Genomic DNA, 19,311 nt, shown 5'->3' with positions numbered 1-19,311 from the left:
AAGAAGGGGCCCCGCAGGGCCCCTTTTGTCATGCGCCGAAGCCGTAGGTTTCGGTCACATAGTCGATATCCTTGTCGCCCCGTCCTGAAAGGTTGATCAGGATCGATTTGCCAGGATGGGCCTTGGCCTCGCGGATCGCGAAGGCCACCGCATGGGCGCTTTCGAGGGCGGGGATGATGCCTTCATGGCGCGAGAGCTTGTAGAAGGCGTCGAGCGCCTCCTTGTCGCTGGCGGCCGTGTAGGTGACGCGGCCGGTGCGGTGCAGATGCGCGTGCTCGGGGCCGACGCCGGGATAGTCGAGGCCCGAGGCCACGGTGTGGACCGGGGCCGGGTTGCCCTCGGCGTCCTTCAGCACGATGGTGCGGAAGCCGTGGATGTCGCCATCCTCGCCATAGGTGATGGTGGCGGCGTGATCGCCCAGTTTCGAGGAGGTGCCGAGCGGCTCCACCCCGTAAAGCGCCACGTCCTTATCCTCGATGAAGCCCGAGAAGAGGCCCATCGCGTTCGACCCGCCGCCGACGCAGGCAGCCACGATGTCAGGCAGCTCGCCGGTCATTTCCAGGAACTGCTCGCGCGCCTCGACGCCGATCACGTGCTGGAAGTCGCGCACCATGCGCGGGAACGGGTGCGGCCCGACGACCGAGCCGATTGCGAAGAGCGCCGTGTCAGCCTGCGACACGTAGCTTTGGAAGCAGCTGTCCACAGCCTCCTTGAGCGAGCGCCCGCCGAAGCCCACCGGCACCACGGTCGCACCCAGAAGCTTCATTCGGGTGACGTTCGGCGCCTCCTTGGCGATGTCGATCTCGCCCATGTGAATCTCGCACTCGAGCCCGAAATAGGCAGCCGCCGTGGCCAGCGCCACGCCGTGCTGACCTGCGCCGGTCTCGGCCATCAGCTTCTTCTTGCCCATGTATTTGGCCAGAAGCCCCTCGGCCATGCAGTGGTTGAGCTTATGCGCGCCGGTGTGGTTCAGATCCTCGCGCTTGGCGTAGATCTGGGCGCCGCCGCACAGATCGGAGAGGTTCTTGAGATGGCTGACCGGGGTCGGGCGGCCCTGGAAATGCTTGCGGATATAGCGCAGCTCGGCGATGAAATCGGCCGATTTCGACAGGCGCAGATAGGCGTCCGTGATTTCCTTGAAATGTGGGACGAGCGGCGGCGGCAGATCCGCGCCGCCATATTCACCGAAGAAACCTTCGGCGTTGGGTGTCGATTTCAGATACCCCATGAAAAATCCTCACTTCTGATAGTCATCGCGTTGGGCGGAAGAATTCCAGCATCGAGCCGAAGCCGGGTTTGACCTGTGACCAGTCTTCGATCTGGAAATCGACGATCAGCGTGGCGCAGGTCGGGTATTTGCGGAACTCGGGGTCGAAGACCGGGCGAGAGGGCAGCCGCGCGGCGAACTCGGCGATGCCGGGGTTGTGCCCGATCATCATCACACAGGGCTGCGTGGCGGTCTTCAGCACCTCAAGCATGGTGTCGGCCGAGGCGTGGTAGAGCGCGTCGAGGTAATGCACCTCGGGGCGCGTTTCGATCACGGCGGCGGCCACGCGGTCCCAGGTTTCGCGGGTGCGTTTGGCTGTGGAGCACAGAACCTCTTCGGGTTCGAGCCCGCGCGAGGCCAGAAAGTCGCCCAGCTCCCGCGCGGCGGCATTGCCCCGGGCGTTCAGGGGGCGGTCGTGATCCTCCATCAGCGGGTCGTCCCAGCTGGATTTCGCGTGACGCGTCAGGATCAGGCGGCGGTGGCCGAGCGGTGTCATTTGTGGAAGTGCCTCATATGCCAAGCGGACTGCTCGTCGAGCCTGCCATAGCTTCGCCCTGCGGGGCAAGCGCGCCGAACGACACAGCCCCGAGAAAGACAGTCTATGCCTTCGGGTTTATTGAGGAAATCGTGGCAGGCGGGCACATCATAGGGTGCGCCCTCACTCAGTGCGCCAACCGGGCAGGCGCTGAGGCATGGCGCGGGGCAGGCCGCGCAGGGGCTTGTCAGGGCAGGCAAGGGCGCACAGGGCAGGATCTCGAACAGGATGGCGCCACGCAGGCTGGCCCAAAGCCCCATCTGCGGATGTACCAGCAATTGCACCGGCGAGCGGTGGAACCGCCCCGAGCGCAGTGTCCAGTCGAAGAACGGCGGGTAGGGTGGCCCGTCGGACGGAAAGACCGCCGCGCCGCCATGGCGCTGCGCAAGTGCGCCGATAACACGCGCCGACCAGCGGTCGATCGGATCTGGGGTGCCGTCGCGAAACTCGGGGCTCGCCGTCAGATGTGCCCAGAAGCCGGGCTCTGCGGGGGCGATGAGGGCGATGTGCCTGCCCGCATCCTCAAGGGTGCCGGCGACGAAGAGCCGCTCGGCATTCAGGTCCTTGAGGAAATCGGTGCTTATCCGCGACGTGGCTTCACCTTCGGCATGGTGGAGCGGATCATCGAGCCCGCGCCATGTTCAGTGAACAGTTCCAGCAGGCAGGCATTCGCCACGCGGCCATCCAGAATGACCACGGCGCGCACGCCCTCCTTGACCGCCTTCAGCGCGGTCTCGACCTTGGGGATCATGCCGCCCGAGATCGTGCCGTCGGCGATCAAGCCCTGCACCTCGTCGGGGGTCATGTTGGTGATGACCTCGCCAGCCTTGTCCTTGACGCCCGCGACATCGGTCAACAGCAGCAGGCGGTCGGCCTGCAGCGCGCCCGCGATGGCGCCCGCAGCGGTGTCGCCGTTGACGTTGAAGGTCTCGTTGTCGTTCACGCCGGTCGCGACCGGGGCGATCACCGGGATCATGCCCGCGCTGTAAAGGTCGCGGATCACCTGCACGTTCATCTCGACCGGGCGGCCCACGAAACCCAGTTCCGGGTCGTCGGCCTCGCAGACCATCAGGTCATCGTCCTTGCCCGAGATACCGACCGCACGTCCGCCCTGATCGTTGATCGCCTGCACGATGCGCTTGTTCACAAGACCCGACAGGATCATCTCGACCACCTCGACGGTGGCCTTGTCGGTCACGCGCTTGCCGCGCACCCAGTCCGATTTGATGCCGAGCTTGGCCAGCATCTCGTTGATCATCGGGCCGCCGCCATGCACGACGACCGGGTTCATGCCGACCTGCTTCATCAGCACGATGTCGCGGGCAAACTCGGCCATGGCGTCATCGTCGCCCATCGCGTTGCCGCCGAATTTCACGACGACAACGGCCCCCGTGTAGCGTTGCAGGTAGGGAAGCGCCTCGGAGAGCGTCCGGGCGGTGGCGATCCAGTCACGGTCCATGGTCTGCTTTCTCATGTCTTGCCCCCGGGAAAAGTCGGCGCTCAGTGTTACGGCCAAACTTGCCCCATGCCAAGGGCATTGCCATTGCCGCGCAGGGGATTAGGTTCACGGACAAGCGCGAAGGACAGGGGGCCGGAATGGACGACCGCAAGGTGATGCTGCTGACGGGGGCGAGCCGGGGGATCGGCCATGCCACGGTGAAACGATTCGCCCGCGAGGGGTGGCGCATCATCACCTGCTCGCGCCAGCCCTTCCCCGAGCAATGCCCCTGGGGCGGCGGGCGCGAGGATCATATCGTGATCGACCTCGCCGACCCCAAGAAGACGATCGAGTCGATTTCCGAGATCCGTGCGCGGCTGGATGGCAAGCTGCACGCGCTGGTCAACAACGCGGGGATCTCGCCGAAGGGGCCGGGGGGCAGCCGCCTCAACACGCTCGACACCGACCTCAGCGCCTGGGGGCAGGTGTTCCATGTCAACTTCTTCGCCTCGATCGTGCTGGCGCGCGGGCTGAAGGAGGAATTGTCGGCGGCCAAGGGTGCGGTGGTCAACGTCACCTCGATCGCGGGCAGCCGGGTGCATCCTTTCGCGGGCGCGGCCTATGCCACCTCGAAAGCCGCGCTGAAGGCGCTGACGCGCGAGATGGCGCATGATTTCGGCCCGCTCGGCGTGCGTGTCAACGCCATCGCGCCGGGTGAGATCGAGACCTCGATCCTCTCCCCCGGCACCGAGAAGATCGTCGAGAACCTGCCGTTGCGGCGCCTTGGCCAACCGCGCGAGGTGGCCGATGTGATCTGGTTCCTGTGCTCGGATGCCTCAAGCTATGTCACCGGGACCGAGATTGAGGTGAACGCGGGCCAGCACGTCTAGGCCAGACGCGCCACCAGATCGGGCAGGGCGCCCAGATCGGGCAGTTCGGCGAAATGCGGATCGGCGGTCGGCGGATCGGCATGTTCCAGCGCCCAGGTCAGGTCATGGGGGACATGCACGCCATAGCCCCCGGCCTCGATCATCGGGATCACGTCGGATTTCAGCGAATTGCCCACCATCATGCCCTCGGTGGGTCCAGTGCCATGGCGGGCGAAGACGGTGCGATAGACCTCGGGCTTCTTGTCAGAGACGATCTCGACCGCGTTGAACAACTCCCCCAGCCCCGATTGCGCCAGCTTGCGCTCCTGATCGAGCAGATCGCCCTTGGTGACCAGCACGATTCGGTAGTGCCCGGCCAGCGCCTCGATCGCCTCGCGGGCATGGGGTAGCAATTCGATCGGATGGGCCAGCATCTCGCGCCCGGCGGCCATGATTTCACTGATGACCGAGGCGGGCACGCGCCCCTCGCTGACCTCGATGGCAGTCTCGATCATCGACAGGGTGAAGCCCTTCACGCCAAAGCCGTAATGGCCGATGTTGCGCCGCTCGGCCGCCAGCAGCCGTTCGGCCAGATGCTCGCGCGGGGCATGGTTGGCCAGCAGGTCGTGAAACCGCTCCTGCGTGAGGTGAAAGAACCGCTCGTTGTGCCAGAGCGTGTCATCGGCATCGAAGCCAATCGTCGTCAGGGTCATGGGCGCCTCCCGAGCCGCGAGAGTGGCCCGACGCGGGGGCAAAAGGCAATTCCCTTTCCGCAAAAGGCTTTTCATATGGGCAGATGCGCCTATATTCGCCGGACAGAAAGATCCGATTCCTGCGAGAGAGCGACTTGCGCGAGCCCATTCACATGATGGCCGACCGAAAGGACGACGCCGAAGGCGAAGCCGGCGTCGCGCTCAAGACTCGTCCCAAGACGCAGCGCCCGCCCATGTACAAGGTTCTGCTGCTGAACGACGATTACACGCCGATGGAATTCGTCGTGCATATCCTCGAGCGGTTCTTCGGCATGTCCCATGCGCAGGCCTTCGAGATCATGCTGACCGTGCACAAGAAGGGGCTTGCCGTCGTCGGCGTCTTCTCGTTCGAAGTGGCCGAGACCAAGGTGGCCCAGGTGATGGATTTCGCCCGCCGCCACCAGCACCCGCTGCAATGCACGATGGAAAAGGAATGACGCATCGCGCCTGCGCGCCGATGCCAGCCCCCATTGCCAGACCCGAAGGTCCCCATGAGCCATCCCCGAGTTTCCCTCGCGCTTGCCGCGCCTGATGCCTTGCCCGCCGAGGGCCGTATCGCCGTCTGGCGCGCCACCCGCGACACCGATCTGTCCGACCTGCCGCGCGAGCGGGTGCAGGTGATCCAGGGTTTCGCGCCCGATTTCGATGCTTTGAAGGCGCGTGGCTTCGATGTCGTGGCCGAACCTGGCGCCGAGTACACGGGCGCCATCGTGTTCCTGCCCCGCGCCAAGGCCGAGGCCCGCGCGATCCTGTTTGAGGCCAATACGCGCGTTGCACCCAACGGCCCGGTCTGGGTCGATGGCGCCAAGCATGATGGCGTGGATTCGGCGCTCAAGGATCTGCGCGCTTGGGCCCTTGTCACCCCGCCGCTGGCCAAGGCGCATGGCAAGATCTTTGCCTTCGCTGCGGGCGCGGCCGCCCCGGCCGAGTGGCAGGCCCGTCCGGGCGAGCCCGCGCCCGGCTTTGTCACCGCGCCCGGCGTCTTTTCCGCCGATGGCATCGACCGCGGCTCTGCGCTGCTGGCCGAGGCGCTTCCGGCCAAGCTGCCCGCCCGGATGGCCGATCTGGGCGCGGGCTGGGGCTGGCTTGCCGCGCAGGTTCTGGCCCGCGAGGGCGTTGAGAGCATCGACCTGATCGAGGCCGAACACGCCGCACTGGACTGCGCGCGGCGTAACATCGCCGACCCGCGCGCGCGCTTCGTCTGGGCCGATGCCACCGCTTACGTGCCCGAGGCGCGCTATTCGGGCATCGTGATGAACCCGCCCTTCCATACCTCGCGCGTGGCCGATCCGGCGCTGGGCGCGGCCTTCATTCGTGCGGCGGCTTCGATGCTGTCGCTCTCCGGGACGCTGTGGATGGTCGCCAACCGCCACCTGCCCTATGAAGAGGCCCTGCGCGCCAGTTTCCACGAGATCGAGGAACTCGGCGGGGATGGCGGCTTCAAGATCATCCGCGCCAGCAAGCCCATCGTCGGCGGATCCAAGCCGGTCGCCGCGTCACGCACGCGCATGGCTCGTCCGCGCCGTTAAAATCGGGTAAAAGCCCGCAAACCAATCTCAGGGGACAGCCCATGTCGCTTTCCATCACCGGCAAGACTGCGATCATCACCGGCGCCGCCCATGGCATCGGCCTAGCCATCGCGCGCCACTTTCTGGACCGTGGCGCCTATGTCATGTGCGCCGATATCGACGAGGCCAAGCTGATCGCGGAATTGGGCGAGAACGCCAAGACCGAGGGCCCTGCGCGCTATTTCGCGGGCGACCTGTGCGAGAAGCTGACGGTGAACAACCTGCTCTCGGCCACGATTGACGCGTTCGACAAGATCGACATTCTGGTGAACGCGGCGCGGGCGGTGACGCCCTGCGATCCGCTCGATCCCGCGCAGGATATCCTCGACGACATGATGCGCCAGAACATGCGCGGTGCGCTGCGCCTGTCGCAGATGACCGCGAAGCGGATGATGAGCCAGGCCGAGAAGGAGCGCCGGACCGAGGGCGAGGTGGGCTGCATCATCAACGTCTCGACCCAGGCATCGCTGCACGCGCAGCCCGAACTGCTGGCCTATTCGATTGCCTGCGCAGCGCAGGATCAGGCGACGCGCAGCCTTGCTGTCGCGCTGGCGCCGCACCGCATCCGGGTGAACGGGGTCTCGTTCGGCTCGGTCATGAGCGCTTCTTTGCTCGCAGGCATCAAGGAGAACCCCGAGTGGCGCGCCGCCATCACCGAGGGTACCCCCCTTGGCCGCATCGCCCCCGCCACGGAACTGGCCGAGGCGGTGCAATTCCTCGCCTCGCCGGGCGCGTCGTTCATGACCGGCCAGATCATTCAGGTCGATGGCGGGCGCAGCGTGGTCGATCCGATCTCGGTGCCGATGTTCTAAGGCTTACTCGGGATAGGTCGCGCGGCAGGCGGCGATATTGGCCTCGACCTGCGGCATGAGCGCCGCGATCTTGGCCTTCAGCGCATCGCGCTTGCGGGCCTCTTGCGCAGGGTCGATCGACTTGATGCGACGCTTTGTCTCGGTGTCGCGCACAAGGCAGTAGCGCGGTCTCTCGACGGGTCCACCTGTGCCGGGCACCAGTTGCGTGCCGCAAATCTCACGCCGCCAGGTGGGGACCTCGTATTCCTCCCAGGCGTAGCCGCGCGCAAGGTTCTCTTCGGTTTCCTTCAGCAGGTACTCAAGATTGCGTACTTCGCGCGTTGATCGGCTGATGCATTGTTCCTGCGGGGTGCCGCAGGCGCCCAAAAGCATCACTCCGCCAAGAACTGCCAGGGTCACGCGCGAAAACATAGCTACCTCCTGAAATCCACGGCCCATCCTGCGACGGCGCGGTGCAAAAGGCAATTCCGCCCGCGGGCTGCGCCTGTTAATGAACCCAAAAAGTGATCAGGAGGAGCCGCGTATGATCGACACCGATTTCACCGAGCGCAAGGCGCAGGCCAGCCAGTGGTTCTCGGATCTGCGCGACCGCATCGTCGCGGCTTTCGAGGATCTGGAAGATCGCGGTCCGGGTAGCGCCGCGCCGGGCCGCTTCGAGGTCACCCCCACCACCCGCACCGGCCCCGCAGGCGAGGATCACGGCGGCGGCAAGATGAGCGTGATGCGCGGCGGGCGCGTCTTCGAGAAGGTCGGGGTGAATATCTCGACCGTCTGGGGCGAGCTGGCCCCGCGCGCGCAAAAGGCGATGGCGGCACGCGGCGTGCCCGGGATGGAGCAAGACCCGCGCTTCTGGGCCTCGGGGATCAGCCTTGTGGCCCATATGCAAAACCCGCACACCCCCGCTGTGCACATGAATACCCGCATGTTCTGGACGCCCAATGCCTGGTGGTTCGGCGGCGGTGCAGACCTCAACCCCTGCATCGAATACCCCGAGGATACCGCGCATTTCCATGCGCAGATGCAGGGCGCCTGCGACGCGCATGACGCCGAGTATTACCCCCGCTTCAAGGCCTGGGCGGATGAGTATTTCTTTGTCCCGCACCGGGGCCGCGCGCGCGGCGTCGGCGGCATCTTCTACGACGATCTGAACACCGGCGACTGGGAGGCGGATTTTGCCTTCACCCGTTCGGTCGGTGCGGCCTTCCTGCCCGCCTTCATCCCGGTGACCGAACGCCGCCTTGGCACGCCCGCGTCGGAGGCTGATCGCGACACTCAGCTGGTCCATCGCGGACTCTATGCCGAATACAACCTCGTCTATGATCGGGGCACCAAGTTCGGGCTTGAGACCGGGCACAATGCCGATGCGGTGCTGATGAGCTTGCCGCCGCTGGCCAAGTGGCCGTAAAACGCACGACAACGCAGTAAACGCTTGGCGGGGTTGCCCTCTGCGCAGGCGATTCGCCCTATACACTCGGCGGGGTTTGGACTAGAACGCGGCCTTCGTGTTTTCAGAAGGCCCCGACATGACCCAGTTTCCGCACCTTCCCGACGCCCTTTCTGCGGCGTTGTCCGAGAAGGGATACACCACTCTGACCCCGGTGCAGGAGGCGGTCTCGGACCCCGCGCTGGCAGGGGCAGACCTGCTGGTGTCCGCGCAGACCGGCTCGGGCAAGACGGTGGCCTTCGGTCTCGCGATGGCGTCAGAGCTTCTGGCCGACGGCGCCTTTGCGCCCTATGCCGATCTGCCGCATGCGCTGATCATCGCCCCCACCCGTGAACTGGCCCAACAGGTCAGCCGCGAGCTGTCGTGGCTTTATGCCAAGGCCGGCGCGGTGATCACCGGTGCCGTTGGCGGGATGGACGCCCGCAGTGAGCGCCGCGCGCTCGAACGCGGCTGCCACATCGTCGTGGGCACGCCGGGCCGGATCTGCGACCATATCCGTCGCGGCGCGCTCGATCTGTCCGACCTGCAGGTCGTGGTGATGGACGAGGCCGACGAGATGCTCGACCTCGGTTTCCGTGAAGACCTCGAATTCATTCTTGAAGCGGCCCCGGAAGAGCGTCGCACGCTGATGTTCTCGGCCACCGTTTCCCCGCCGATCGCCAAGCTGGCGGCGACCTATCAGAAAGATGCGCAGCGCATTTCGACCATCGCCGCGCGCGAACAGCACGCCGATATCGACTACCGCGCGCTGATGGTGGACAAATCCGACCGCGAGAACGCCATCGTCAACGTGCTGCGCTTCTACGAGGCCGAGCGCGCCATCGTCTTCTGTTCGACCCGCGCGGCCGTGACGCACCTGACCGGGCGCCTTTTGAACCGTGGCCTTTCGGTCGTGGCGCTGTCGGGTGAGTTGTCGCAGGACGAACGATCGCGCGCGCTGCAGATGATGCGCGACGGCAGGGCACGGGTCTGTATCGCCACCGACGTGGCCGCGCGCGGCATCGACCTGCCGGGCTTGGAACTGGTGATCCACGCCGATCTGCCGGTCAACCGCGAGGGGCTTTTGCACCGCTCGGGCCGCACCGGGCGGGCTGGCTCGAAAGGCGTTTCGGCGCTGATCGTTCCCTTGAACGTGCGTGCCAAGGCCGAGCGCCTGCTGCGCGAGGCCCAGGTCACCGCAACCTGGGACAGCGCACCTGGCCCCGAAGAAATTCTGGCCAAAGATCAACAGCGTATCCTGCAAGATCCGGCACTGACCGCTGCGGCGACTGCCGAGGAATTCGACGGGATCGCGCAGCTTCTCGAAGCGTTCGAGCCGCGCCAGCTGGCCGCTGCCGTGCTGCGCAACTTCCGCGCCGCGCGTTCGGCGCCGGAGGATCTGACACCGGTGACGGTCGATGGGCCGAAGCCGCGCGCCCGCGCCGAATTCGACCGCGCCACCTGGCTGCGTCTTGGCATGGGCCATGACGAATGGGTCGATCCCAAGTGGCTTCTGCCGATGCTGTGCCGTGCGGGCGATCTGACCCGCCGCGACATCGGCGCGATCCGCGTGATGCAGGACCACACCTTCGTGCAGATCCATGAAGACGCCGCCGCGCGCTTCATGACCGGCCTTGGCCCCGCGATGCGGCTTGAGGACAAGTGCAAGGTCGAGGTTCTGGCCGAAGCGCCCGAGGGACTCGACCGCCCCGCGCCCAAGCCCGCGCGCTGGAGCAAGGGCGGCGATGATCGCGGTCCAAAGAAACCGCACCGCAAGGGTCCGGCGCGTGACCGCGACGAGGACTTCGGTGCCCCCAAGGGCCGCAAGGCTGCCCCCTGGGCCCGCGAAGGCGGTCATGGCGCTGCACAGAAAACCGATAAGCCCAAGGCGAAATACGGCAAGCCGGGCGAGAAACCTGCGGGTAAGCCGTTCGGCAAACCCGGTGGCAAGCCCTTCGGAAAGCCGGGCGCCAAGACCGGCAAGCCTGGCCCGAAGAAGTTCAAGGGATAAGAAAAGGGGCCGCGAGGCCCCTTTTTTCATGGCTCGTGGGGGCGATGTTCAGCCCTTGCGGATCGTCTCGATCATCAGCGCGACATTCTCGGGGTCGGCATCGGGCGTGATGCCATGCCCGAGGTTGAAGAGATGCGGCCCTTTCGAGAAGGCGCGCACCACCTCGCGCGTGGCGTCGATCAGCGGCTGGCCGCCGGTGACCATGTGGCGCGGGTCAAGGTTGCCCTGCACGCAACCGTCTTTTTGCACATTCGCCGCCGCCCATTCGGCCGAGACCGAGTTGTCGATGGCCACGCAATCCGCGCCGGTTTTCTTGGCAAAGCCGATATAGCCCTCGCCCGCCTCGCGCGGGAAGGCGATGATCGGCAGGCCGGGGAAGCGTGCTTTCAGTTCCGCGATGATGCGGCGGGCGGGCTCGACGGCGAAATCCTCGAAATCCTGACCCTTGAGGCTGCCCGCCCAGCTGTCGAAGATCTTGATGACCTCGGCGCCGGCCTCGACCTGTTTCGAGAGATATTCGATGGTCGAAGTGGTCAGCAGGTCGATCAGCCCGGCGAAGGTCGCGCGGTCGGCGGCTTTGAGCGCATGGGCCGGGCCCTGATCCTTGGTGCCGCGTCCGGCGATCATATAGGTGGCCACCGTCCAAGGCGCGCCGGCAAAACCGATCAGCGTGGTTTCCTTGGGCAGTTCGCGCGACAGGATACGCACGGTCTCATAGATCGGAGAAAGCGTGTCGTGGATGTCGTCCTTGCCCTTCAGGGCGGCCAGTTCGGCGGGCGTGGTGACCGTGCTCATGCGCGGGCCTTCGCCGGTCTCGAACCACAGATCGACGCCAAGTGCCTGCGGCAGAAGCAAGATGTCGGCGAACAGGATCGCCGCGTCGAAGCCGTAACGGCGGATCGGTTGCAGCGTGACCTCGGCGGCAAGCTCGGGGTTGTAGCACAGCGACAGGAAATCGCCCGCCTCGGCGCGAGTCGCGCGGTATTCCGGCAGATAGCGGCCCGCCTGCCGCATCATCCAGACCGGCGGGGTGGGCAGAACCTCGCCCCGCAGGGCACGAAGGATGGTCTTGTCGGTCATCGCTGTCTCCTCAATTGTCCCCCACAAGCCCGCCCTGCGGCGCGATGTCAAGCGTTCGGCGCTTGCGCGGGCCGATTGCCGCAGTTATCGCTTGGCCATGACCAAGATGCCTTCCATTACGGACCCGCTGAAGATCGGCACGCGTGGCAGCCCGCTGGCGCTGGCGCAGGCCCATGAAACCCGCGCGCGGCTGATGGCCGCCCATGATCTGCCCGAGGCGGCCTTCGAGATCGTGGTGATCAAGACGACCGGCGACAATGCCGCGCTGATCGCAGCCGACAAGCCGCTGAAGGAGCTTGGCGGCAAGGGCCTTTTCACCAAGGAAATCGAAGAGGCCATGCTGGAGGGCCGCATCGACATCGCGGTCCATTCGATGAAGGACATGCCGGTCGCGCAGCCCGAGGGGCTGGTGCTTGACTGCTACCTCCCGCGCGAGGATGTGCGCGATGCTTTCGTCAGCCCCGGTGTCGCGCGTCTGGCCGATCTGCCGCAGGGTGCGACGGTTGGTTCCTCGAGCCTGCGCCGCCGCGCGCAGCTGGCCAACAAGCGCCCCGATCTGAAGCTGGTCGAGTTCCGCGGCAATGTGCAGACCCGGCTGAAAAAGCTTGATGAGGGTGTGGCGGTTGCCACCTTCCTCGCGATGGCGGGCCTGAACCGTCTGGGCATGAGCCACGTCGCGCGCTCGGCCATCGAGGTCGATGAGATGCTGCCCGCCGTGGCGCAGGGCTGCATCGGGATCGAGCGGCGTCTGGCCGATCCGATGACCGAACGTCTGCTGGCGGCGATCCATGACGCGCCCGCAGGCCATCGTCTGACGGCCGAACGCAGCTATCTGGCGACGCTTGACGGCTCGTGCGAGACGCCGATCGCCGGGCTCGCGACGCTCGAGGGCGACCAACTCTGGCTGCGCGGCGAGATCCTGCGCCCAGATGGCTCCGAGGCGATCTCGGGCGAAGCACGCGGCGCGATTGCCGATGCGGCGGAACTCGGCACGGATCTTGCGCGACGCTTGCTGGCGCAGGCGCCCAAGGGTTTCTTCGACTGGCGATGAACGACCTGCTCGCCCGCCTGCGTGACCTGATCGGGCCGGCGCATGTGCTGAGGGGCGCCGATGCGGCGGCCTATGGGCGCGAGTGGACGGGCCACTATCACTGGACCCCGCTGGCGGTTCTGCGCCCCGCGACGGTGGCCGAGGTTTCGGCCATCCTGCGCCTTGCGCATGAGACCGGCACCCCGGTCGTGCCGGTGGGCGGAAATACCGGGCTGAATGGCGGAACCTTCGCCGAGGGCGCATTGATGCTGTCGCTTGCGCGCCTCAACCGTGTGCGCGAGATCAACCCCGCCGCCCGCACCGTAGTTGCCGAGGCGGGCGTCGTGCTTGAGGCGCTGCACGGGATCGCGGCCGAGCACGGCCTGGCCTTTCCGCTGACCTTCGGTGCCAAGGGTTCGGCCATGGTGGGGGGCTTTCTGTCCACCAATGCCGGGGGCTCGAACGTCATCCGCTACGGCTCGGCCCGCGCGCTATGTCTGGGGCTGGAGGTCGTGCTGGCCGATGGGCGCGTGCTGAACCTGCTAACGCAGCTGCACAAGGACAACACCGGTTACGACCTGCGCGATCTGATCATCGGCGCCGAGGGGACGCTCGGTATCATCACTGCGGCGGTGCTGCGGCTGCTGCCCGCGCCGGTGGCCTATGGCACGGCGCTTCTGGGCGTTGAAAGCCTTGGCGTCGCGCTCGAGTTGCTCAACCGCGTGCAGGCGGCGACGGGTGGCGCGGTCGAGGCTTTTGAGTATATGCCCGCCCATTACATGGCGCGTCTGGCCCGGCTGCGCCCTGAACTTGCCTGCCCCTTCCCGCCGCAGCCAGTGAATATCCTGCTGGAGATCGCGACGACCCGCACGGGCGATGACCCTACGGCGCTGCTCGAAGAGGTGCTCGGCGCGGCGCTTGAGGCAGGGCAGGTGCTCGAGGCTGTCATCGCCACCTCCGAGGCACAGCGCCGCAAGCTGTGGCAGATGCGCGAATCGGCGGCCGAGATCACCTTCACCACCCCCGATCTGGTGGATTGCGATGTGGCCTTCCCGCTCGATCGGCTTGAGGTTTTTCTGCACCGGATGACGGCGCGGCTTGCCACCATCGACCCCGGCGCCGAAGAGCTGGTGATCGCCCATCTCGGCGACGGCAATATCCATTACACCGCCTATCCGACGCGCACCGATCCTGCGCTGAACGACACGATCCGCGCCGCCGTGGCCGAAGAGGCCGTGGCTCTGGGCGGCACCTTCAGCGCCGAGCATGGAGTGGGGCTGTCGAAGCGCGCTACCATGGCCGCGCACAAGGACCCTGTTGCGCTGGATGTGATGCGCGCGATCAAGGCGGCCCTTGATCCCAAGGGCATCCTGAACCCCGGCAAGACCATTCCCTGACCCTTGCATTCGGGGCGTTGGCAGAGCACAGATTGCCTTCACCCATAGGTAAGTCATGGCGCTCCCGTCTTCCCTTCGTCCGATCCTGCGAGACCCGATGCTGATGCTCTCGGGGGCGCTTCTGATCCTGTTCGGAGCCTATGCCGCGACGCTGGCGCCCTATGCCTCGGCGCTGGCGGTGACGGTGTTCGGCCTGTCGGACGGTGCCTATTCGGCGCTTTTGGTGGTCGCCTCGGTGCTTTCGGTTTCGGCCTCGGTGGGGTTTGGTATCCTGGCTGATCAGCGCGCGAACCGCAGGGTGATCGCGCTGGTGTCGGGCGGGTTTCTGGTGGCGGGAACGGGGCTGATGACCTTCGGCCCCTCGGTCACCCGCTTCGTTCTGGCCCATGCGCTGATCCTGCCGCTGTCAGGCTCGCTCTTCGGGCAGTTCTTCGCGCTGGCGCGGCTGGCGGCGACGCTTCACCCCGAGCGCGACCGCCCCGGCATTCAGGCGACCCTGCGCGCAGCCTTCGCGCTGCCCTGGGTTTGCGTGCTGCCGATCTGGTCGGTGGTCTTCGGGGCGGGTGTGCCGCTGATCACGATCTACCCGGTGTCGCTGGTGGTGGCCGGGATCCTGCTGGCGCTGGTCTGGGGGTTCTGGCCGCGCGACGGGGCAACCCGCTGGCCTGACCCGAAATCGGGCCTCAGCTTTGCCCAATCGCTGCGCGAGATGGCCGAGGCGCGGGTGCTGATCCGGGTGCTGGCGCTTGGCACGATCCACGGGGCGGTGACGCTTTATCTCGTGGTGATCGGCCTTGTCTTCGCCGGGATCGCGCATCGCGGCGCGGGCGATACCGCGCTTTACGCGGGTATTCTGGCGGGGCTGGAGGTGCCCTTCATGCTTGCGCTTCCGATGGTGTTGGGCCGGGTGTCGCAGACCGGGCTGATCTGGTGGGGCATGGCGCTTTATGGCGTGCATCTGGCGGGCCTTCCGATCCTGGCCGAGACGCCCTATGTCTGGCTGCTGACCATCCCCGGAGCGGCGGGCGGCGCCATCGTGCTGACCCAGCCGATGGCCTATCTGCAAGAGCTTCTGGCCGCGCGGCCGGGGGCGGGGGCCTCGCTCATGGCGCTGCAAAAGCTCGCGGGGGATGCGATCTGCGCGGGTGTCTTCGCGATCGGGGCCATGCTTGGCGGTTACAGCCTTGCGGCGATCCTGGGGGCCGGTCTGGGGCTCGTGGGGGCCGGGGCGCTCTGGGCGCTCGACCACCGCCGCCAGTAACTCAGCCCGCAGGCACTTTCGCCAGCAGTTCAAGCACCTTCGGCCCGAGTGCCTCGATCACCAGCGCGACCCCGGCGGGGGCAGGGTGGATATTGTCATCCTGCATCAGGTTGCGCCCGGCCCGGTCCCTGGGCGACAGCTCGGCAATCGGTGCCAGCAGGTTGGGTAACAGCACGGCGTCGTATTTTGCCGCCAACTCGGGCCAGATCGCGTCGAAATCCGCCTTGTAGCGCGGCCCGTAATTACCCGGTGCGGGCAATCCGACCAGAAGCGTGGGCAGACCGCGCCCGCTGACCTCAGAGAGGATTGCGTCTAGGTTAGCCCGCGCCTCTTCGGGCGGCAGGCCGCGAAGCAGATCATTGCCGCCAAGTTCGACGATCACGGCATCGACTTCGGGCGTCAGCGACCAGGCGACGCGTGCCCGCCCACCCGCCGTGGTGTCGCCCGACACACCTGCATTGATCAGCTCGACCTCGGCGCCGTTTTCCGCCAGCCAACGCCCGAGCGCGGGCACCAGCCCCTCCTCCGGGGCCAGCCCGTAGCCCTGCGTCAGGCTGTCGCCAAGCGCCAGAACGGTGACCGGTGCGGCCATCGCGGGCAGCGGTGCGGCAATAAATGCTGCAACTACAAGCTTGCTGACGGCGCCACGCACCCCATATGCGAAGGAAAGACATTTCCGGAAGATACGCATGACCCCTGCCATTTTGTCCCTGACCGATGCCCGCCTGACGCTAGATGGAAACGCGGGGCCGGTCGAGATCCTTAGGGGCATTACCCTCGATATCGAGCGCGGCGAAAGCGTGGGGCTTACGGGGCCTTCGGGGTCTGGCAAGTCGTCGCTCCTGATGCTGATGGGTGGGCTCGAACGCGCCACCGGGGGCACGGTGCGCGCGCTGTCGCAGGATCTGTCCGCGATGGACGAGGACCAGCTTGCGCGCTTCCGCAGGGGGAATATGGGGATCGTTTTCCAATCCTTCCACCTGATCCCGACGATGACCGCGCTGGAAAACGTGGCGCTACCGCTGGAAATCGCCGGGCATGGCGATGCGTTTGCGCGCGCAGAGGCGGAACTGGAGGCCGTTGGCCTTGGCCATCGCCGGGGGCACTACCCGTCCGAGATGTCGGGGGGGGAGCAGCAGCGCGTGGCGCTGGCCCGCGCCGTTGCGCCGCGCCCGGCGATCCTGCTGGCGGACGAGCCGACGGGCAATCTTGATGCGGCCAATGGTGAGGCCATCATGGATCTGCTGTTCGGCCTGCAAGAGCGCCATGGTGCGACACTGATCATGGTCACCCACGCCCCCGAACTGGCCGAGCGTTGCAACCGCGTGGTGCAGCTGTTCGACGGCAAGATCGTCGGAGCGGCGGGATGAGCGCAGCCCTGACCATCGCCCGGCGCGAGTTGCGCGGGGGCGTGCGCGGCTTTCGCGTCTTCCTGCTCTGCCTGATGCTGGGTGTGGCGGCCATTGCCGCCGTGGGTCTTGTGCGCGGGGCGATCCGAGCGGGCCTTGCCGATCAGGGCGCGACCCTGCTGGGGGGCGATGCGCAATACGAATTCACCTATCGCCAGGCCACGCAGGAAGAGCGCGACTGGATCGCCTCCCGCGCCGAGGCGCTGTCCGAGGTGGTCGATTTCCGCTCGATGGTTTCGGTCGGGGATGAGCGCGCGCTGACGCAGGCCAAGGCAGTCGATGGCGCTTATCCGTTGTTGGGAGAATTGGAGCTTGATCCGCCCGTGCGTATGGACGCACTGGCGGGGCAGGGCGGGCTGCCCGGCGCCTTTCTTGACCCGGTTCTGGCCGATCGTCTGGGCCTTGCCCCCGGCGACCGGTTCGAGCTGGGCGGCACGCCCTTCGTGATGATGGCGCGCATCCTGCGCGAGCCGGACTCGACCGGCATGGGTATGGCCTTTGGCCCGCGCACGCTGATCGCGCTGGATGCGCTGGAGGGGTCCGGCCTCTTGGCGCCCGCCGCCCTCTTTGAAAGCGAATATCGCGTGTTGCTGCCGGTGGGCACCGATCTGGAGGCCGCCAAAGCCGCCGCAGAGGACCGCTTTGAAAACGCTGGCCTGCGCTGGTCCGACAGCCGTCGCGCCAGCCCTGGCGCCGAGCGTTTCGTGGACCGGCTTGGCTCGTTCCTCGTGCTTGTCGGCCTTGCGGGGCTGGCCGTGGGCGGGGTGGGTATCTCGGCCACCGTCGCGGGCTGGCTGGAGCGCAAGGCCGAGACCATCGCGACGCTGCGCGCCCTTGGCGCCGAGGGGGGCACGATCCGCGCGGCCTTCCTGATCCAACTGGCGGCCCTAGGGCTCGTCGGCATTCTGGCGGGTCTTGGGCTGGGGGCCGGGGTCGTGCTCGCCGCAGCCGGCGTGATCGAGCGGCTGATGCCGATCCCGGTCGAGGTGCGTCTGAGCGCCCCGCCGATGCTTGAGGCCGCGCTTTACGGTGCGCTTGTGGCCGCGATCTTCGCGCTTTGGCCCTTGTCGCGCATGTCGCAGATGCGCGCGGCGCTGCTCTATCGTGAGACGCAGGGCGGGCGGCGCCTGCCCTCATGGCGGGCCTTCGGGCTGGTGGCCGGGCTGGTCGCGGTGCTTGTGGCGGCGGCTGTCTGGTTCTCGGGGCTGTGGCAGCTGACGCTTGGCACCTTTGGCGGTGTCGCCTTCGCCCTTATGATCCTTGCCGGTGCGGCCTTGCTGGTGCGATGGGCCGCGCGGGCCAGTGCGCATCTTGTGCGCGGGCGGACCGCCCTGCGCGCGGCACTTGCGGCCATTGGCGCCCCGCGCTCCGAGGCGACGGCGGTGATCCTCTCGCTCGGGCTGGGGCTGTCGGTACTGGCGGCGGTGGGGCAGGTCGATGCGGGGCTGCGCGGCGCGATCCAGCGCGATCTGCCAAGCGAGGCACCCGCCTATTTCGTGATCGACATCCAGCCCGACCAATTGCAGCCCTTCCAGAGCACGCTCGATGCCATGCCCGAGGTCGGGCGGGTCGAGACCGTGCCGATGCTGCGCGGCGTCGTGACCCGCATCAACGGCCAGAACGCGCGCGAGGTGGCGGGCGAGCATTGGGTTCTGCGCGGGGATCGCGGTGTAACCTATGCCGAAATCCCGCGCGAGACCCTCACAGAGGGCGAATGGTGGCCCGCCGATTACGCGGGGGAGCCGCTGGTTTCCGTTTCGGCCGAGGAGGGAGCGGAACTGGGCCTGAAGCTCGGTGACCGGCTGACCGTCAATATTCTCGGGCGCGATATCGAGGCGCGGATCGCCTCGTTCCGCAATGTCGATTTCTCGACGATGGGGATTGGCTTCGTGCTGACCTTCAACCCCGCTGCGCTATCGGGCGCGCCGCATACCATGCTGGCCACGATCTACGCCCCGCCAAGCGCCGAGGCGCAGATTCTGCGCGATCTGGCGCGGGCATTCCCCAATATCACGGCGATTCGGGTGCGTGACGCCATCGACCGCGTGACCGACGCCCTTGGCGCGATCGCGCGGGCAACCTCGCTTGCGGCGGGGGTGACATTGTTGACAGGCCTTGTGGTGCTGATCGGGGCCGCAGCGGCGGGCGAGCGTACACGCGCCTGGGAGGCCGCTCTGCTCAAGACGCTTGGGGCTACGCGCGCGACGATCCTGGCCTCATTCGCGCTGCGGGCAGCGTTGATGGGTGCGGCAGCGGGGCTGGTTGCAATCCTGTTTGGCGCACTTGCGGGATGGGCCGTCGTCGATCTGGTGATGGAGGCCGAGTTCCGCTTTGCGCCGCTGCCGGCGCTGGCGATCGTGACGGGGGGTGTTCTGGCAACCCTGGTTGCGGGCCTTGCCTTTGCACTGCGACCGCTGGCGCAACGACCCGCCGGCGTACTGCGTGACCGCGAATAGGCG

The 19,311-nt window shown here is 66.8% G+C and carries 18 protein-coding genes; 11 read left to right on the top strand and 7 right to left on the bottom strand.

Features of this window, described 5'->3' with window-relative positions; translation table 11 throughout:
• Positions 1 to 28: 28 nt before the first annotated feature.
• From trpB to argB, 3 genes are all read right to left on the bottom strand, one after another.
• Positions 29 to 1,228, bottom strand: coding sequence for a tryptophan synthase subunit beta (trpB, locus tag N3C64_RS10420; RefSeq protein WP_260014295.1), 1,200 nt, complete (start codon positions 1,226 to 1,228; stop codon positions 29 to 31).
• Positions 1,229 to 1,250: 22 nt separating this feature from the next.
• Positions 1,251 to 1,763: a SixA phosphatase family protein gene (locus tag N3C64_RS10415; protein WP_218630848.1), complete on the bottom strand. Its 513-nt coding sequence runs from the start codon at positions 1,761 to 1,763 to the stop codon at positions 1,251 to 1,253.
• Positions 1,764 to 2,382: 619 nt separating this feature from the next.
• Positions 2,383 to 3,261, bottom strand: a complete 879-nt coding sequence (gene argB, locus N3C64_RS10410; protein ID WP_218630909.1) for an acetylglutamate kinase — start codon at positions 3,259 to 3,261, stop codon at positions 2,383 to 2,385.
• 137 nt (positions 3,262 to 3,398) lie between these two features.
• On the opposite strand from argB, the gene N3C64_RS10405 reads away from it, so the two are divergent.
• Positions 3,399 to 4,130 (top strand): SDR family NAD(P)-dependent oxidoreductase, encoded by a 732-nt coding sequence (locus N3C64_RS10405; RefSeq protein WP_218630847.1) that lies wholly within the window; start codon positions 3,399 to 3,401, stop codon positions 4,128 to 4,130.
• On the opposite strand, the gene N3C64_RS10400 is transcribed toward N3C64_RS10405, so the two are convergent.
• A complete protein-coding gene (locus tag N3C64_RS10400; protein ID WP_260014294.1) occupies positions 4,127 to 4,822 on the bottom strand; it encodes an HAD family hydrolase in 696 nt (231 codons plus the stop codon). The genes N3C64_RS10405 and N3C64_RS10400 overlap by 4 nt on opposite strands.
• Positions 4,823 to 4,974: 152 nt before the next feature.
• Here N3C64_RS10400 and clpS point away from each other — a divergent pair, with 152 nt between their 5' ends.
• Genes clpS through N3C64_RS10385 form a run of 3 tightly spaced genes read left to right on the top strand, consistent with a single transcriptional unit; the run spans position 4,975 to position 7,241 of the window.
• Positions 4,975 to 5,298 (top strand): ATP-dependent Clp protease adapter ClpS, encoded by a 324-nt coding sequence (gene clpS / locus N3C64_RS10395; RefSeq protein ID WP_236021211.1) that lies wholly within the window; start codon positions 4,975 to 4,977, stop codon positions 5,296 to 5,298.
• 54 nt (positions 5,299 to 5,352) lie between these two features.
• The gene (locus tag N3C64_RS10390) at positions 5,353 to 6,390 is read left to right on the top strand and encodes a class I SAM-dependent methyltransferase (RefSeq protein ID WP_260014293.1); all 1,038 of its coding nucleotides are present in this window, start codon (positions 5,353 to 5,355) and stop codon (positions 6,388 to 6,390) included.
• Positions 6,391 to 6,431: 41 nt separating this feature from the next.
• Entirely contained in the window at positions 6,432 to 7,241 is an 810-nt protein-coding gene (locus tag N3C64_RS10385) for an SDR family NAD(P)-dependent oxidoreductase (protein ID WP_218630843.1), read from the top strand.
• Positions 7,242 to 7,244: 3 nt separating this feature from the next.
• On the opposite strand, the gene N3C64_RS10380 is transcribed toward N3C64_RS10385, so the two are convergent.
• Positions 7,245 to 7,652, bottom strand: a complete 408-nt coding sequence (locus tag N3C64_RS10380) for a hypothetical protein (protein ID WP_260014292.1) — start codon at positions 7,650 to 7,652, stop codon at positions 7,245 to 7,247.
• A 112-nt stretch (positions 7,653 to 7,764) separates the two neighbouring features.
• Between N3C64_RS10380 and hemF the strand changes: the two genes are divergently transcribed.
• Together hemF and N3C64_RS10370 are read left to right on the top strand one after the other, a co-directional pair.
• A complete protein-coding gene (hemF, locus tag N3C64_RS10375; protein WP_260014290.1) occupies positions 7,765 to 8,646 on the top strand; it encodes an oxygen-dependent coproporphyrinogen oxidase in 882 nt (293 codons plus the stop codon).
• A gap of 118 nt (positions 8,647 to 8,764) precedes the next feature.
• Positions 8,765 to 10,675, top strand: coding sequence for a DEAD/DEAH box helicase (locus N3C64_RS10370; protein ID WP_260014289.1), 1,911 nt, complete (start codon positions 8,765 to 8,767; stop codon positions 10,673 to 10,675).
• 48 nt (positions 10,676 to 10,723) lie between these two features.
• Here N3C64_RS10370 and hemE read toward each other — a convergent pair whose 3' ends face one another.
• The gene (hemE, locus tag N3C64_RS10365) at positions 10,724 to 11,755 is read right to left on the bottom strand and encodes a uroporphyrinogen decarboxylase (RefSeq protein WP_260014287.1); all 1,032 of its coding nucleotides are present in this window, start codon (positions 11,753 to 11,755) and stop codon (positions 10,724 to 10,726) included.
• Between the two features lie 106 nt (positions 11,756 to 11,861).
• Here hemE and hemC point away from each other — a divergent pair, with 106 nt between their 5' ends.
• From hemC to N3C64_RS10350, 3 genes are read left to right on the top strand one after another with little or no spacing between them, the layout of a single operon-like run.
• Entirely contained in the window at positions 11,862 to 12,806 is a 945-nt protein-coding gene (gene hemC, locus N3C64_RS10360) for a hydroxymethylbilane synthase (RefSeq protein WP_375546113.1), read from the top strand.
• Positions 12,803 to 14,182, top strand: a complete 1,380-nt coding sequence (locus N3C64_RS10355) for an FAD-binding oxidoreductase (protein ID WP_260014283.1) — start codon at positions 12,803 to 12,805, stop codon at positions 14,180 to 14,182. Before hemC ends, N3C64_RS10355 begins: the two co-directional genes overlap by 4 nt.
• Positions 14,183 to 14,237: 55 nt before the next feature.
• The gene (locus tag N3C64_RS10350; RefSeq protein ID WP_260014282.1) at positions 14,238 to 15,443 is read left to right on the top strand and encodes an MFS transporter; all 1,206 of its coding nucleotides are present in this window, start codon (positions 14,238 to 14,240) and stop codon (positions 15,441 to 15,443) included.
• Position 15,444: 1 nt separating this feature from the next.
• Here N3C64_RS10350 and N3C64_RS10345 read toward each other — a convergent pair whose 3' ends face one another.
• Positions 15,445 to 16,134 (bottom strand): arylesterase, encoded by a 690-nt coding sequence (locus tag N3C64_RS10345; protein ID WP_260014281.1) that lies wholly within the window; start codon positions 16,132 to 16,134, stop codon positions 15,445 to 15,447.
• Between N3C64_RS10345 and N3C64_RS10340 the strand changes: the two genes are divergently transcribed.
• Positions 16,133 to 16,813, top strand: a complete 681-nt coding sequence (locus N3C64_RS10340; RefSeq protein ID WP_260014280.1) for an ABC transporter ATP-binding protein — start codon at positions 16,133 to 16,135, stop codon at positions 16,811 to 16,813. The two genes, N3C64_RS10345 and N3C64_RS10340, sit on opposite strands and share 2 nt — an antisense overlap.
• Positions 16,810 to 19,308 carry an ABC transporter permease gene (locus N3C64_RS10335; protein ID WP_260014279.1) on the top strand — a complete coding sequence of 833 codons (2,499 nt, stop codon included), beginning with the start codon at positions 16,810 to 16,812 and terminating at the stop codon, positions 19,306 to 19,308. The genes N3C64_RS10340 and N3C64_RS10335 overlap by 4 nt, the downstream gene beginning before the upstream one ends.
• The last annotated feature ends 3 nt before the right edge of the window (positions 19,309 to 19,311 follow it).

This window comes from Sedimentimonas flavescens (genome assembly GCF_025154035.1).
GTDB classification, from domain to species: Bacteria; Pseudomonadota; Alphaproteobacteria; order Rhodobacterales; family Rhodobacteraceae; genus Rhodobacter; species Rhodobacter flavescens.
The sequence above is the reverse complement of the archived record's forward strand: the minus strand, read 5'-3'. Positions and strand labels throughout refer to the sequence as shown.